General features: G+C 45.1%; 15 protein-coding genes. 7 read left to right on the top strand and 8 right to left on the bottom strand.

Features of this window, described 5'->3' with window-relative positions:
• Positions 1–49 precede the first annotated feature (49 nt).
• The 6 genes from citC to DCM90_RS01250 all read left to right on the top strand — a co-directional run bounded on the left by citC (position 50) and on the right by DCM90_RS01250 (position 5,312).
• Positions 50–1,096, top strand: a complete 1,047-nt coding sequence (gene citC / locus DCM90_RS01275; protein WP_109249550.1) for a [citrate (pro-3S)-lyase] ligase — start codon at positions 50–52, stop codon at positions 1,094–1,096.
• Positions 1,086–1,379: a citrate lyase acyl carrier protein gene (gene citD / locus DCM90_RS01270; RefSeq protein WP_109249549.1), complete on the top strand. Its 294-nt coding sequence runs from the start codon at positions 1,086–1,088 to the stop codon at positions 1,377–1,379. Before citC ends, citD begins: the two co-directional genes overlap by 11 nt.
• A complete protein-coding gene (citE, locus tag DCM90_RS01265) occupies positions 1,379–2,293 on the top strand; it encodes a citrate (pro-3S)-lyase subunit beta (protein WP_109249548.1) in 915 nt (304 codons plus the stop codon). Before citD ends, citE begins: the two co-directional genes overlap by 1 nt.
• A complete protein-coding gene (citF, locus tag DCM90_RS01260) occupies positions 2,283–3,821 on the top strand; it encodes a citrate lyase subunit alpha (protein WP_109249547.1) in 1,539 nt (512 codons plus the stop codon). Before citE ends, citF begins: the two co-directional genes overlap by 11 nt.
• A 100-nt stretch (positions 3,822–3,921) precedes the next feature.
• The gene (gene citX / locus DCM90_RS01255; RefSeq protein WP_109249824.1) at positions 3,922–4,467 is read left to right on the top strand and encodes a citrate lyase holo-[acyl-carrier protein] synthase; all 546 of its coding nucleotides are present in this window, start codon (positions 3,922–3,924) and stop codon (positions 4,465–4,467) included.
• A complete protein-coding gene (locus DCM90_RS01250; protein WP_109249546.1) occupies positions 4,467–5,312 on the top strand; it encodes a triphosphoribosyl-dephospho-CoA synthase CitG in 846 nt (281 codons plus the stop codon). The genes citX and DCM90_RS01250 overlap by 1 nt, the downstream gene beginning before the upstream one ends.
• Before the next feature lie 129 nt (positions 5,313–5,441).
• On the opposite strand, the gene DCM90_RS01245 is transcribed toward DCM90_RS01250, so the two are convergent.
• The 8 genes from DCM90_RS01245 to parE all read right to left on the bottom strand — a co-directional run bounded on the left by DCM90_RS01245 (position 5,442) and on the right by parE (position 15,126).
• Positions 5,442–5,954 carry a VanZ family protein gene (locus tag DCM90_RS01245; RefSeq protein ID WP_109249545.1) on the bottom strand — a complete coding sequence of 171 codons (513 nt, stop codon included), beginning with the start codon at positions 5,952–5,954 and terminating at the stop codon, positions 5,442–5,444.
• Positions 5,955–7,011: 1,057 nt separating this feature from the next.
• Entirely contained in the window at positions 7,012–7,362 is a 351-nt protein-coding gene (locus tag DCM90_RS01240) for a DsrE family protein (RefSeq protein ID WP_109249544.1), read from the bottom strand.
• A gap of 101 nt (positions 7,363–7,463) precedes the next feature.
• Positions 7,464–7,994, bottom strand: coding sequence for a peptide-methionine (S)-S-oxide reductase MsrA (gene msrA / locus DCM90_RS01235; protein ID WP_109249543.1), 531 nt, complete (start codon positions 7,992–7,994; stop codon positions 7,464–7,466).
• A 13-nt stretch (positions 7,995–8,007) separates the two neighbouring features.
• Positions 8,008–8,454: a peptide-methionine (R)-S-oxide reductase MsrB gene (msrB, locus tag DCM90_RS01230; RefSeq protein WP_109249542.1), complete on the bottom strand. Its 447-nt coding sequence runs from the start codon at positions 8,452–8,454 to the stop codon at positions 8,008–8,010.
• 146 nt (positions 8,455–8,600) lie between these two features.
• Entirely contained in the window at positions 8,601–9,530 is a 930-nt protein-coding gene (locus tag DCM90_RS01225) for a manganese-dependent inorganic pyrophosphatase (RefSeq protein WP_109249541.1), read from the bottom strand.
• Positions 9,531–9,544: 14 nt separating this feature from the next.
• Complete coding sequence (locus DCM90_RS01220; RefSeq protein ID WP_109249540.1) at positions 9,545–10,507, bottom strand: LysR family transcriptional regulator; 963 nt, start codon at positions 10,505–10,507, stop codon at positions 9,545–9,547.
• A 126-nt stretch (positions 10,508–10,633) separates the two neighbouring features.
• On the bottom strand, positions 10,634–13,099 hold the full coding sequence (parC, locus tag DCM90_RS01215) for a DNA topoisomerase IV subunit A (protein WP_109249539.1): 2,466 nt from the start codon (positions 13,097–13,099) through the stop codon (positions 10,634–10,636).
• Positions 13,100–13,119: 20 nt separating this feature from the next.
• Entirely contained in the window at positions 13,120–15,126 is a 2,007-nt protein-coding gene (gene parE, locus DCM90_RS01210; protein ID WP_109249538.1) for a DNA topoisomerase IV subunit B, read from the bottom strand.
• 312 nt (positions 15,127–15,438) lie between these two features.
• On the opposite strand from parE, the gene plsY reads away from it, so the two are divergent.
• Positions 15,439–16,068, top strand: coding sequence for a glycerol-3-phosphate 1-O-acyltransferase PlsY (gene plsY, locus DCM90_RS01205; RefSeq protein ID WP_109249537.1), 630 nt, complete (start codon positions 15,439–15,441; stop codon positions 16,066–16,068).
• Positions 16,069–16,071: the final 3 nt, after the last annotated feature.

Raw genomic sequence — 16,071 nt, 5'->3', positions numbered from 1 at the left:
CGATTCGTGAATAAAGGTACAAGTTTGTACGAAAGTGGGGTGACTAACGGTGGCCGGTCAAGTTGTCGATCTATATTTAAATCAGGAGGGGACCTTTAATGAATGGCAAACCTTCCTACAATCCTTAGGGATTTCAAATTTTTCAACTACGGAGACCAGCGTTATTGATGAAACGGTCGGAATTTTTGATGGGGATCGGTTAGTGGCGACCGGATCGGTTTCTAATAACGTTCTAAAGTATATTGGGGTCTGCAATCAAAACCAAACGCAGGGAACCTACTTTAATATGATTGTCACCGAACTACTCGCGCGATTAGCTCAACGGGGAATCTTTCATGTTTTTGTCTTCACTAAGCCCCAATATTCGCAGAGCTTTCAACACCTTGGATTTTCTGAGTTGGCCCAATCAGCTGACGGCGCCCTACTCGAAACAGGGGACGTCACGATTCAGACATACTTAGATACCATTCCCCAACTACCGGGTCAAAGCATTGCTGGGATTGTCATGAATGCCAATCCATTTACGCGGGGGCACCGGTACCTCGTTGAACGGGCGGCCGAAGAAGCAGACGCCGTTTACGTCTTTGTGGTCAATACGGATTCCTCGCTATTTACCACCGAAGAGCGGGTGGGACTCGTAACTGCGGGATTGGCTGACCTTAACAACGTGCTAGTGGTCAGCGGGGGGGATTACATGGTGAGTTACGCCACCTTCCCGGCGTACTTCTTAACCAGTCCCGAAAAAGAGATTACTTATCAAACAACTTTAGATGCCCGAATCTTTAAGAACTGGGTTGCAAAGGAACGGCACATTACTACCCGGTACGTTGGTAGTGAACCACGATCCCGGACGACCGCTATCTACAATTCCGTTTTGCAGCGGGAACTCCCACCGGAAGTAGCAGTAAAGGTTATCGAACGACGTAGCGCTAACCATGATGTTATTTCCGCCCGAACCGTTCGTGAAATGATTGCGGCTGACGATTTAACCCACCTCGCGGTATTGGTTCCAGATACCACTGCCAAGTACATTCAGGAGCATTTAACCGACCTTCAGAAACGAATTAAGAAAGGAATGAAGATTGATGGAAATTAAAAAAACGGCACTCGCCGGAACGTTAGAATCCTCAGACATTCAAATTATGCTCAGTAAGGGAACAAATGGCATTCAAATTGACCTTGATTCAGAAGTAGCCAAAAGTTTTGGTGATGACATTCGCCGGGTCATTACGACCGTTTTAACGGATTTCAACATTACCGATGTTAACGTTAAGGCCGTTGATAAGGGCGCTCTAGACTGTGTCATTAAGGCGCGAACAATTGCCGCAGCCCAACGCGCCCTAGATACGGTCAACGAGCCAGCATGGGAGGTTCTATAATGACGGAAAGTAAGGAACGATTACGCCGTACAATGATGTTTGTTCCGGGTAATAACCCCGGCATGGTAAAGGACGCCGGAATTTACGGGGCGGATTCCATCATGTTTGACTTAGAGGATGCGGTCTCCATGACGGAAAAGGATGCGGCTCGGGATCTGGTTTTTGAGGCGCTCCACACCGTTGACTACGGGGATGCCGAACTGGTTGTCCGAATTAACGGACTCGATACCCCGTACTATCAAAATGACATTAAGGCCATGGTCAAGGCTGGGATTGATGTTATTCGGCTGCCTAAGACGGAGTCAGCTGAGATGATTCAGCAATTAGAGGCTGAAGTTGTCAAGGCCGAAGAACAATTTAACCTTCCAGTAGGGTCAACGCACTTGATGGCCGCCATTGAAAGTGCCAAGGGTGTTTTAAACGCGCCGGAAATTGCTGCCGCATCCGACCGCATGATTGGAATTGCTCTATCAGCGGAAGACTATACGACGGATATGAAGACCCACCGTTACAAGGACGGGCGTGAACTTGAATTTGCCCGGAATATGGTCCTGCACGCCGCCCGAGCAGCGGGAATTGCTGCCTTTGATACGGTATTTACTAATATGGATGACGTTGATGGGTTTAAGCGTGAAACGGAATACATCCACCAGTTAGGCTATGATGGGAAATCCTTAGTTAATCCACGACAGATTCCGATGGTTAACGCCATTTATGCACCAAGCAAAAAGGAGATCAAGGACGCCCAAAACGTGATTGCTGCCATTGAGGCCGCCCATCAAAAGGGGTCTGGCGTTATCTCCATGAACGGTCAGATGGTTGATCGGCCGGTTGTATTACGGGCCGAACGCGTGATGCGGTTAGCCAAGGCTTCACATTTAGTGGATCAGGAGGGAAACTACATTGAAAAATAGTTTAAACCGGGAACTACCCGATCAGATTATGTCCGACTTAAATTATCGGCCGTTTGAATCAACTGAGATTGGCCACCCGGAAATCCAACGGACGGCACCCGTTGTCCGGGTAACAACCGGAAATGACAAGGTGACCGATGATTTAGAAGCCGTCGTAAAAAATAACGTTCACGATGGAATGACCATTTCGTTTCACCACCACTTCCGGGAAGGCGACTTTGTCTTTAACCGGGTAATGGGCATTATTATGGACTTAGGAATTAAGGATCTTACCTTAGCGCCTTCATCCTTAACAAACGTGATGAATGATACGGTCGTTAAGGCCATCAATAGCGGAACGGTAACTCACATTACCAGTTCAGGGATGCGAGGCAGTCTTGGGGATGCCGTTTCTCACGGTGCCCTAAAGGCTCCCGTCATCTTCCGTTCCCACGGTGGACGAGCTCGGGCCATTGAAAATGGTGACATTAAGATTGACGTCGCCTTCTTAGGGGTTCCGAACGCCGATCGGCTAGGAAATGCTAACGGGATGTATGGGGACGCAGTATTCGGGTCACTCGGTTACGCCCTAATGGATGCGCAATATGCGAATAAGGTTGTTTTATTAACGGATAACCTCGTTAGCTATCCTAATACCCCAGCCTCCATTAAGCAGACTCAGGTTGACTACGTTGTTGAGGTTGACAAAGTTGGGGATCCCGATAAAATTGGTTCGGGTGCAACTCGGTTCACTAAGGATCCAAAGGAACTTAAAATTGCCGAAATGGTTAACAGTGTGATTACTAATTCCCAGTACTTTCAGGATGGTTTCTCGTTTCAAACCGGTTCGGGTGGGGCAGCGTTAGCGGTAACCCGTTACTTAAAGGAATCCATGGTTGAAAATCATATCAAGGCTTCCTTCACCTTAGGCGGGATTACCTCACCAATGATTGATCTGTTAAAGGAAGGCCTAGTGGATAAGGTAATGGACGTCCAAGACTTCGATAAAGGCGCGGCCTCATCAATGGCGGATAATAAAAATCAACAGGAAATTGATGCTTCTTGGTACGCTGATCCCGATAATAAAGGGGCCATGGTTGATCAGTTAGATGTCGTTATCCTAAGTGCCCTTGAAGTTGATACGAACTTCAACGTGAACGTGATGACAGGGTCAGATGGTGTCATTCGTGGCGCAGTCGGAGGCCACCAAGATGCGGCGACCGCCAAACTCACCATTATCTGTTCCCCGTTGGTCCGGGGACGGAATGCCACCGTGGTTAAGGATGTCGCAACGGTTGTTACCCCAGGTGATTCCGTTGACGTTGTCGTTACCGAACGAGGGATTGCAGTTAACCCTAAACGGCAGGACCTCATTGATCGGTTTAACCAAGTTCCCGGTATGAAATTGGTGTCAATTGCTGATTTACAAGCTGAGGCAGAAAAAATTGTGGGGGAACCTAAACCCCTTGAATATACCGATCGGACTGTCGCATTAGTTGAGTACCGCGACGGTACAATTATTGATCAAATCAAAGAAGTAAAGGATTAAGTGATTGCCCCCAAACCGCTGCCTTGGCAGATCGTTTGGGGGCTTTCCCTTATTTTAAAAAACGTAGATGATGGTGGCATTCAAAAAAGGTGAGAAAAATATGAAATCAATTTTTATCAGGGGTAAACCCCAAGAGATTACCCAGGTTTTGACAAATAAGGATGCCCGGGCGGCCTATCAAGGCTCTCTTATGACCTGTTACCCGTCGAACGTTATCATTGCGGTTAAATTAAACGTTCCAGGACCCATAAAAAATAATGTCGAGCTAAGCCGATTATTTGATCAAGGCTTGGGGGACCTCTTAAGCGACTTGGCTAGGCTCAACCCCGTTAAAATTGCAATTTGGGATCGACCAACTGGCAAGGAGGCCTTTATTCGGCTAACGAAAGGAACCCTAAGGGAGGCCAAAACGCTGGGGGTTCACTTTGAGGATCGAGCTTCACTTGGGCGGCTCTTTGACGTTGACATCATGTCCAATGGTCAGACATTGTCCCGACGCGATTTACACTTACCCGTTCGGCAGTGCTTTCTGTGCCAAAAGCCAGCTAAGGAGTGCGCTAGGAGCCGAACTCACTCTATCGCTGACCTTCAAGCGGCCATTAGCGCGTTATATTGGTCGACGATCCAAGGAGGGGGTAAAGTTTAATGGCACACCTAAATCTCGCCCAAATGGCTGTTCAATCGCTATTAGCAGAAGTGAGTGTCACGCCTAAACCCGGCCTTGTGGACCCTGTATCTCAGGGCCCACACCCGGATATGGACGTCTTTACCTTCATTAATAGTGCAACCAGTTTGGTTCCATACTTTGAAACTTGCGAAACCATTGGCCGTAACTACAAGGAAGCGGCCAGCCCAAAGCTTTTTGCGGCGATTCGTCCTGCCGGGATTCAGGCGGAGCAAACCATGTTTGCAGCAACTAATGGGGTCAATACCCATAAGGGTGCCATCTTTGCGCTCGGAATTTTAGTGACGGCTTCGGCCTATGCTGGCGATGAGGCCCAAACATCTGAGGTGATACGGGTCGTCCAGGCGATGCTTACAGGTCTCGTGGCCCATGATTTTGCCCATCTAAATGAGAAGGATCCCGCCCGTTTAACGGCTGGTGAACGCCAATACTTAAAGTACGGCAAGACCGGTAGCCGAGGTGAGGCTGAGGCTGGGTTTCCGGTTGTTTCGACCGTTAGTTTACCCTACTTACGGCAAGCTCAGGGAACAACTAACGCCTGCTTACTAGATACCTTAATGATGATTGCCTTAAACTCTGAAGATAGTAACCTGATTAAGAGGGCGGGGACGGCTGCCATTTTGCCATGGGCCCACCAGCAATTTCAGGAATATTTCAACTTAGGGGCCAGTCAAACGACAGAGGGACGGCATAAAATGCAGCAGATTTGTCAGACTTTTGATCAGAAAAAGTTGAGCCTGGGAGGGTCAGCGGACCTTTTAATTATCACGATTTTTTTAGGTAAACGTGAGGGACTCTTAGATTAACCGGAAACATCTGACTCAAGATAAGCAAACTTTAATCAAATAGGGCGACTGACCAAGTCCGATTAACGTATAATCGAACCGGCCAGTCGCCCTATTTTTATGGATCTAAACGCGTTTTACGCCCCAACGCTACGCTTTAACTGGGGACTGCTTTTTGTGAAGGATAACGTAAGCCATCAAACTGAAGAAAACCATTCCAATAACAATACCTAATCCGTTAGCCAAGACATCATTGATATCTGAGCTCCGGTTAATGAAGATTTCATGGGAGAGATAGTGCTGGGTAATTTCAATGCTAGCCCCAACAAACAGCCCGACCCCAATTTTACCAACAAGCGACATCCGGGGGAAAAATCGGGCAATTAATAGGCCCAACGGAATCGTTAGTAAGATATTTTCAAAGTAGGAGAGGGACATCGTGGTTTGAATATTAGTCAAATTCGTCCGACCGAGACCCCATGGCATGACGGAAATCTGCATTCCAGTAATGGAAAGCGGGGAGAAGAGAAGAAAAACACCTGTCATCAGGTAACCTAAACTAAGTAACTTCACGATTCGGTGTGATTTTGCCGTCGTTAGAACCGCGACGATAGCAAGGCCGAGAATAAACCAGGTCACAAGAACAACACTCCAACGCATCATCCAATCAGCTCCTTTTAAAATTGATTATTCCCACTGTAACGGATATCAACGTCATTGGGCAGACATCCGATCGGGAATTAAAGGAAGCTTAACCAACGTTACGAAGCTATAAGAAAGTCCCCCGCATTTGTTTCCATTCATCTTTCATTAAAATTAGTGTTTTAATGAAAGTAGTCCATTTATTTTCATTTCCACTAACATAAATTGGCATCAATGATCTTAGGGCCTTTGATTTGGTAATCAACCACTTAATGATAAATTCCAAACTTATAAAAGATTGGTTCAATTCATTGCGATCTCTGAAAAATACCTAATGGTTAATAGTGAAATTGGGTTGAAATAAGCTCTAAAAGCCGTCACAACGGCATTTAAGTGATTAACTGACATCAAAATAACGTCTCAATTAAGTTACTAATCAGCTTAATTTTAGTTTAATTGAACGGTGCTTGACTGACTGGTTAACCGTAAACTCAACGTTTTTATTAGTAGTTGATCACTAAACATCTTTAAACGACATCAGAATGCATTTCTCAAGCAGATTAAGTCGTTCGATCAAAATAACTGGGTTGGAACCATAAATAAAGCCAGCTCGAATTAGATATATTAATGTCGCTGGATCGGTTTAAACCTCAGTGCATGTTCAGATTAGTAAAATAAATTTAAGAATTAGCTCGTTAAAAAGCTGTGATCAAAGTACAGCACTCAAGGTCTGGTAAACCATGACTTGGATCATTGGTGATCGTCAGTTGAATTTACCGGTTTGGGAAATTGACTAATAAGGGGGAGCAAGGTTCAGACGATAATATTTAAACTATAAATTCTACTTTACATAATATATATTATTAAAAGAATAGGCAAAAACAAAATTTGCCAATACTTTGCTTTTTTTACACTTTATTGGCATCTCTCGTTATAATTGTTGTAACTAGAGTTCTCTAATTCATTCAAAGGAAGTTTTTTAATGTTAACAAAATGGCTTAAATTGATCCTCGTCATCCTATTAATTGGTGCATCAATTTCAGTGTTTTGGTTTCGCGTCTTTGGCAGCTGATTCACATTAAGGTTTCAGATACCGATAACCATTGTCTTGAAGACTCGCCAAGTCAATGACGCCAACTGGGACAATATGAACGCCTGATGGAATCCGAGCGCTATTTAACCCGTGGCTAACCATCGAATTGTGACATGCGTGGAATTCTACGGTTTTGGCCAACTCGCTAATTTGATCATTAATTGATGGAATTAAATATCCCATGATTCCATCGCCGTTGGCCACTACCACCATTTGAATGTGATGATCATCATGCTGTGCCAAATCCATTAAAACGTTAGTTACATTGCTTAAAACTTCGGGCCATTTGTTGAGCTCATCAACGTGAAAAACAATTTTAGTTTGTACCAGTACCATAACTTAAAGCCCCCTAGATCATCTAATTCAGTTAGTATAACGCAGTCGGATCCAAATAAAAAAGCTTGAGATATTAGATCTCAAGCTTTTAAGCAACACATCTATTTTTGCTGATCCTTTTGCCAGTGCTGCTTCAAGAATTGTTCACGGCCACCCATTTCTTCAATCTGGTAGCGAAGTGGATTTTTTTTGTAGAAGTCTTGGTGTTCTTCTTCGGCCGGATAAAACGGCTGAGAATCTTCGATTTGGGTCACAATCGGAGCGTCAAATTCGCCACTGGCCTGTAACGCTTTCTTAGAGGCTTCAGCTTCCTTACGTTGTTCCGGGCTGTTCACAAAAATGACGGGCCGGTAGCTGTCACCCCGGTCTTGGAACTGGCCGCTTGCATCAGTTGGGTCCGTTTGGTGCCAATAGATGTTGAGCAGATCGTTATAACTAATGATTTTAGGGTCAAACGTAATTTCAACGGCCTCAGTGTGCCCCGTCTTATGGCTCGCTACTTGTTGGTAAGTGGGATTAGGAACGTGGCCTCCGGTATAACCTGAGACGACCTTTTCAATCCCAGGCATTTGATCAAACGGCTTAACCATGCACCAAAAACAACCACCCGCAAAAATTGCAGTTTCAGACATTTTAAGTTCCCCCTTAGTTAAAAAGCTTCAAATATTGACCGTACCCTTGGGCTTCAAGCTGATCCTTAGGGATAAACCGGAGTGCAGCGGAGTTAATACAGTACCGCAGGCCCCCGTCGTCTTTAGGGCCATCATTAAAAACGTGACCCAGGTGAGAGTTGGCTTCTTGACTCCGAACTTCTTCACGGACCATTCCATGTGACGTATCCGTATCTGTCTCAACATTACCCTGATTAATAGGATGAGTAAACGATGGCCAACCACAACCTGCATCATATTTGTCGGTAGAACTAAATAATGGTTGACCACTGACAACATCAACGTAGATTCCTGGCTTATAGAAGTCATCATATTTACCACTAAATGGTCGTTCCGTAGCGGCATGCTGAGTAACTTCATATTCCTCTGGAGTTAAACGTTCACGTAACTCTTCATCTGTCTCATTATGCTTTTCTGCCATATAACTCTCCTCCTCATCATACTAACCCAAACCAGCCCCTAGCTGGTTTCTCCTAAGTTTAATCATTTGATGAAAAAAAGCAACTAAAAAGCAATGTATTCCTCCAAACGCCGGAATACATTGCTTTGCCGTCTTAAAACGCTTAGTTAGGCGTTAAAAGTTTCAGTTAATGGTGGAACTAATTGTTTCTTCCGTGAAACAACTCCTGGAAGATTAGCTTGGCCGTTATTAAGCTTCGTATTGAATGCTTTTTCAACTAGGTCTTGGTGATCACCAACAACAATTAATTCTGAATTACTATCAAGTACGTTAGTGGCTAACACGAGGAACAATTGATAATTATCACTAGCCATTTCGTCACTCATCGCTTGTTTTATCCCGTCTTCGCGGGATAAAACATCGTTTAAGTCAACGGTATTGATTTGTGCAATGCGGGTGTTAGTCCCGTTTAAATCATAAGACTTAGCATCCGTATCAATTAACTCTTTATCAGACTTAGAAGCTAGGTCAGTCCCAGCCTTCAATAAATCAATTCCGTAACTTTCCATATCAATGTCCGCAATTTGAGCTAAGAACCGGGCAATTTCCCGATCCTTATCCGTCGTTGTTGGGGACTTCAAAAGTAAGGTATCCGAAATGATGGCTGAAAGCATTAAACCGGCTAATTGAACCGGAATATCAATTTTCTCCTCAATAAACATTTCGGTAATGATGGTACTGGTACAACCAATAGCTTCGGCCCGGTAATTTAAGGGCTGAGCCGTATTAAATCCGTTAATCCGGTGGTGATCCACGACGTCCGTTACCGTAACGTCGGCTAAATCGCTCACACTTTGTTGGGGTTCGTTATGGTCCACTAACATCACTTCATCAACTTCTGGTTTAGCAGCTTTAATAATTCTTGGCATTGGTTCAGCAAAATGGTTTAATGCAAAAACCGTTTCGGCATTAGGTTCTCCCAAGGCAACTGCCTCAACGTCCTTGCCTAATTTATTTTGTAGGTATGCAAATGCCTTCGCAGCGACAATCGCATCAGTATCTGGTTTTTGGTGACCAAAAACTAATTCTTTACTCATAAGTAACCTCTCCTTTATTTAGGTTGATTTAAAAGTTGTAACCGTGAAATATAGTCTTTTTCCGCCAAATAATGATCAAATTGCAGTAAGAACCGATTTATTCGGGGAATTTCCGCCTTTTCCTTACGGTAGACAAACGCTAAGTCAAAGTGAATGTTCGGATCAAACTTAGCGGTCCAGGTATTCGGTAGATTTGTTCTACCAACCATGAAAGAGTTTGGCAAGGCTGTTGCCGTCCCCGTCTCCATCGAGAATTTCAATAGTTGATTGGGAGTCGTAAAACTCGCAACCGTTTTGGGTAAATCCTCGAGGTGGTTCTTATAAGCTTCCCGAAGGACCAAGTTGAGGTAGTAATCCGCTGGATACATTACCCAAGGTGCTTGGTTTGTGTCCTTCAGCTTAATACGTTTCCGACCGGCAAAATGGGCGTCATGGTGAATATAAAGCAAATCGTCCGAAATAATCTTGCTTGACTCATACGGCTTCCAATTTTTAATGGACCCATCGGGCAAATACATGACGGCTAAGTCAATTCGGTTATTTTCTAGGTTCTCCCAAATTTCCTTCCGCGTCAGCATATGGAAACTAATCTTAATGTCCGGTGTGTTCCGATAGGCTTGAATGGCAAAATCTTCAAAAACGGAATCTTCAATGGAGGCTAGTAATCCAATGCTAATTTCGCCTTGTGTAGCACTGGTTGAACGTTGAATTTCATCCGTTGCCTGGTTCAAAATCCCGTAAATTTGGTGGGTGGCATCCAGCATGGTATAGCCTGCATCAGATAACCGTAGCTTTTTTCCTACGGAATAAAAGAGGGGTGCCCCCACTGTTCGCTCTAATTTCTTAATTTGCTGGGTTAAAGCTGGTTGGGTAATCCCTAAGATTTGTGCAGCCTGAGTGTAATTCATTGTTTCAGCAAGTTGCAAAAAATAGGTCAATGTTTTCGATGAAAAGATCGTTTCCTGTTTTGTTTTCATTTCTTTCGCCCCTTAACTCGCTATGGTCATGATGTTTTCAAAATAACTAATCATTTATATAACCATATCCTCAAAGATATCATAAGATTAAACAGGACGAAATGCAATGAATTGTTATTATTAACCTTAACTTAATACTAAATCAATGGGTTTGATTCGGAGACTAACGGGGGTTCCCTCGGTATCCACATCAATGACGAAGCTTCCGTTAGAATAGCGGCTGCTTTCAGAATGATCAGTTGGCAAAATATCATGGGTTTTCTTCCGGGAAGTTAGGACTTCGACGGGAGAATTACCAACTAACCGAATAAAGTCAACAATCCGGTGCGGATCACGTTTGAGTTCCCGAAGAACAATAACGCCCTTTCTTGCACGGCTCGTTTCCGGAATTTCTGAAACGGCCATCCGTTTAAATGCTCCGCGCTGAGTCATTAAGGCTACGGTATCATCGTCGTGAACCAATTGCATGTTGACCACGTAATCTTCGTCCCCTAGGTTCATGGACTTGACCCCAGTCGATCGAGCGCCACTCGTTGAAACTTCTTCTAGTGGGTAACGCAAAGCTAATCCGTCGTAAGACATCAGCAATACTTGTTCAGTTGTTTCCTGATCGGCTGTGACGTAATCAATTGCGACAACTTCAGCCCCATCGGACTTTAACTTTTCGTAGGTCATGGCCTTCGACCGGTAAGATCGGCCGGGGGTAAGGTCGGCAAAACTAGTTTGTTTGATGTAACCGTCATTTGTGGCGATGACAAAGGCTCCCGTTTCATTCAGGGATTTGAAGGCGAACGTCTTTAAAATTCGTTCATCCCCGGCCAACCCAATCATCTGGGAAATATGTTCACCCGTTTCCTTCCACTTTGCATCAGCAATTTCGTGAATCGGTCGGTAGATTAAATTCCCCTTGTTGGTAAACATAAACAAGTGGTCTAGCGTGCTTAACTCTGCGGTAAAAATCGAGAAGTCTTCGTCCTTTAAACCGTTATCTTCTGGATCCGATGCGTTATAGGATCGCACACCAGACCGTTTAAGGTAGCCGTCCCGACTAACCATAACGACCACTTGTTCGTCAGGAACGGTGACCGTCGTTTTAATTTGAATTTCCGCAATTTCGTCTTGGATTTCAGTCCGGCGTGGATTGCGGTATTCTTTTGCAATCGCCTTTAATTCACGGCGTAAAACCTTCCGCAATTCCTTGGGATCCTCCAGAATTCGTTGATCCTCCTCGATTTGCTTAGCCAATGAATCATGCTCACGTTGTAATTCAGTCACGTCAGTATTCGTTAAGCGATAAAGTTGCAGGGCCACGATAGCGTCTGCTTGTCGTTCGGAGAACTCATACTGAGCAACTAAGTTATCCCGTGCATCCCGGCGATTTTTACTGGCTCGAATCGTTTTGATCACTTGGTCCAAAATGGATAGCGCCTTAATTAGCCCTTCCACAATGTGCTGTCGGTCCAATGCCTTCTTAAGGTCGTACTTGGTCCGCCGGGTGACAACGTCGCTTTGATGTTCAAGGTAGGACGTTAAAATAGTCTTTAACCCCACGTGCTCTGGCCGCATGTGGTTAATTGCCACCATGTTAAACGAATAGTTCACTTGGAGTTCCGTGTTCTTAAACAGGTAGTTCAAGATCCCGTTGGCATCCGCATCCCGTTTTAGTTCAATGGCAATCTGTAGCCCGTTACGATCCGTTTCATCCCGGACTTCAGAGATGCCCTCGACCTTCTTTAACAGGCGAATCTCATCGATCTTTTTAACTAACTGGGCCTTATTGACCTCATAGGGAACTTCAGTCACGGTAATTTGCTGTTTATTTCCGCGTAGATCGTCAATTCGAGTCTTTGACCGGACGACAATCTTTCCCTTACCCGTTTCATAGGCCTTCCGAATACCATCCTTACCTTGGGCGATCCCACCCGTTGGAAAATCTGGTCCAGGAACAAACTGCATGAGGCTGTCTAATGAAGCGTTTGGGTGCATGATAAGGTAGTCTAACGCATCTAGGACTTCGCCCAGGTTATGCGGTGGAATGTTAGTGGCGTACCCCGCTGAAATTCCAGTGGCCCCGTTAATTAATAAGTTTGGGAACCGAGCCGGTAAGACCGTGGGTTCATATTCAGTATCATCAAAGTTTAACACCATGTCTACGGTGTCTTTATCGATGTCTTGCAACATTTCACTCGCAATTTTGCTTAACCGAGCTTCCGTGTACCGCATGGCAGCAGGCGGATCACCGTCCATCGATCCATTATTCCCGTGCATTTCAATTAAGGGCTCTCTGACCTTCCAATCTTGGCTCATCCGGTTTAAGGCCTCATAAATTGAACTGTCACCGTGTGGGTGAAAATTTCCCATGACGTTTCCGACTGCCTTGGCCGATTTCCGAAAGGCTTTTTCATACGTATTGCCGTCTTTGTTCATCGAGAACAGAATCCGACGTTGAACCGGTTTTAAACCGTCCCGGATATCCGGTAAGGCCCGTTCTTGAATAATGGACTTTGAATAACGGCCAAATCGATCCCCCATAATATCTTCGAGGGTGAGATCTTCAATTTTTTGGCCGGTAGGTTCGTTTGCCTCACTCATTGGCTAATCTCCTTTCATCCTTATTCTGCATCTGAGTTAACCTGAATGGGATCAATACTGTGAGTTTCATTCAGCATGGTATCATCCAGGATACTTCCATCATCTTCCTGGTTAAACTCAATGTTTTCTTCAATCCATTTTCGCCGGGGTTCGACTTTATTTCCCATCAGGGTCGTTACGCGCCGTTCTGCGAGGGCTGGATCGTCAATTTTGACCTGAATCAGGGTCCGGTAATCCGGGTCCATAGTGGTTTCCCAGAGTTGTTCGGCATCCATTTCACCTAACCCCTTGTAGCGTTGGAGGTGGTATCCCTTACCAATCTGCTTGGTTTTTTGGTTTAATTCTTCGTTAGTCCAAGCGTAGGCAATTTTATTTTGCTTCCCCACCTTTTTTTGAATCCGGTACAGCGGTGGCATCGCAATGTATACACGACCAGCATCAATTAACGGCCGCATATACTCGTAGAAGAACGTCAGCAGTAGGATTTGAATGTGGGCGCCGTCATCATCCGCATCGGTCATAATGATAACCTTGTCGTAATTTGCGTCGTCGATGTTAAATTCGGCTCCGACCCCAGCGCCGATAGTATAGATCATGGTGCTGATTTCTTCGTTTTTCATGATGTCATCGAGCTTGGCCCGTTCGGTATTTAATACCTTTCCCCGGAGCGGCAGGATTGCTTGAAACTTCCGGTTCCGGCCCTGCTTGGCAGAGCCACCCGCGGAATCCCCTTCGACTAAGAATAATTCATTCTTTTTAGCGTCCTTAGATTGAGCAGGGGTGAGCTTACCCGATAGCAAACGTTCCTTCTTTTTATGCTTTTTACCGTTTCGGCTCTCATCCCGGGCCTTTCTGGCAGCTACCCGGGCAGTCCTAGCGCGCAATGCCTTATGAATCATATTCTGAGCAAATTCGCCGTTTTCCATGAGGTAGTAACCTAACTTCTCAAAGACGACGTTATCAACGATTGACCGGGCTTCTGGGGTTCCGAGTTTTTCCTTCGTCTGGCCCTCAAATTCAAGCAGCTCCTCTGGTACCCGAAGCGAAAGCACCGCTGAGAGTCCTTCACGAACATCGGAACCCTCTAAATTCTTATCCTTTTCCTTTAACAGGCCCACTTTTCGGCCGTAATCATTAAAGGCTTTAGTCCAAGCACTTCTGAAGCCCACTTCATGGGTTCCACCGTCCTTAGTTCGGACATTGTTGACAAAGGACAGGAGGTTTTCAGAGTAACCGTCATTATACTGAGCGGCGACTTCGACCTCAATGCCCTCCTTGCTGCCATCAAAGTACATCACGTTGCCAAGGGTATCCTTATCTTCATTAAGGAATTCAACGAACTGTTTAATTCCTTCGTTGAACAAATACTCTTCGGTCCGCTCCTGCCCTTCTCGTTCGTCCGTTAAGGTAATTTTGACCCCCCGGAGCAAGAAGGCAGATTCCCGTAACCGTTCTGCTAAGGTATTAAAGTTATAGACCGTCGTTGTAAAGACACTGGGGTCCGGCTTAAACGTCAGGGTAGTTCCGGAACCTGCCCGGGTCTTCCCTAGCTTCTTTAAGGTTCCAACGGGGTGGCCGCCATCCTTAAACTTTTCTTCGTAGCGTACTCCGTCCCGGACAACGGTAACCGTCAATGAGGTAGAGAGTGCGTTCACGACGCTGGAGCCGACACCGTGCAGGCCACCGGAAGTTTTATAGCCGTCACTCTGACCAAACTTTCCCCCGGCATGAAGGACCGTTAAAATAACTTCAATGGTTGGAATACCCGATGCATGCATCCCAGTAGGCATTCCTCGGCCATGGTCCACAACGGTGATACTATTATCCGCGTGAATCACGACGTTAATTTCTTTTCCGTAACCAGCAAGGGCTTCGTCAATGGCATTGTCGACAATTTCGTAAACGAGGTGGTGGAGACCACGCGCGTCAGTCGAGCCAATGTACATCCCCGGCCGTTTTCGAACCGCTTCAAGGCCATGAAGCACCTGGATGGAGGAGTCATCATATTCTTGCTTGTTTTTTGCCACTTCACCGATCTGCCTTTCATAATAGAATTAATTTACTTATTTTTACAGACTTAACGTCATTTTTCAAGTAAAAATCGAACGTACGTTCAGATTGCTGATTATCATCCCGGTTTAACCACGGAAAGCCTAACTTCGCAACTTTATCATCATACCACAGCGATTTGAAAATGGGAGCTATCTTCTTATTGATCTCAGAAAGTTTGGTTGTCCCGACTAAAAAATGATAAACTATTAGCGACCTTCCGTTTTCACAAGTAACGGAAACTGCAGCTGGGTTAATTCCCTGATGAATCAATAAATGGAGGCTACAAGGTGAAGATCTTTGGGTTATTAATACTTGCGTACTTAATGGGGTCCATTCCAAGTGGGGTTTGGATTGGAAAAATTTTCTTTCATGTGGATATTCGTCAATCAGGTTCCGGTAACATTGGTACAACGAACACCTTTCGGGTCTTAGGCCCGGTTGCTGGTTCCATCGTGATGATTTTAGATATTTCTAAGGGAACCTTAGCGACCCTTTTACCGACCTTTTTCCATGTCACAACAGTTAGTCCGTTAATTTTTGGACTTGCGGCGATTTTAGGCCACACTTTTTCTATTTTTGATGGCTTTAAGGGGGGCAAAGCGGTAGCCACGTCTGCAGGGATGCTCCTTGCCTATAGCCCAACCCTATTCTTATTTGCGGCTGGTTGTTGGGTTTTGTTAATCTTAATTACCAGCATCGTTAGCGTTGCGAGTATGATTGCCTTTACCCTAACAACCATCGCAACCCTGTTTTACCATGACTGGTTATTAACTGCGTTAGCGTTAGTCTTGACGGTGTTCATATTCTATAAACACCGAAGCAACATTGTCCGACTAAAAGACGGGACCGAAAATCAGGTCCACTTTGGGCTTGGTTGGGCCCTTCACGAACGACGTGAAAAACAACGGTCTAAATAGCCA

Origin of the sequence: Levilactobacillus bambusae (assembly GCF_003124125.1) — a bacterium.
GTDB lineage: Bacteria > Bacillota > Bacilli > Lactobacillales > Lactobacillaceae > Levilactobacillus > Levilactobacillus bambusae.
Note: the sequence above shows the minus strand (reverse complement) of the source record. Positions and strands in the feature narration are given on the sequence as shown.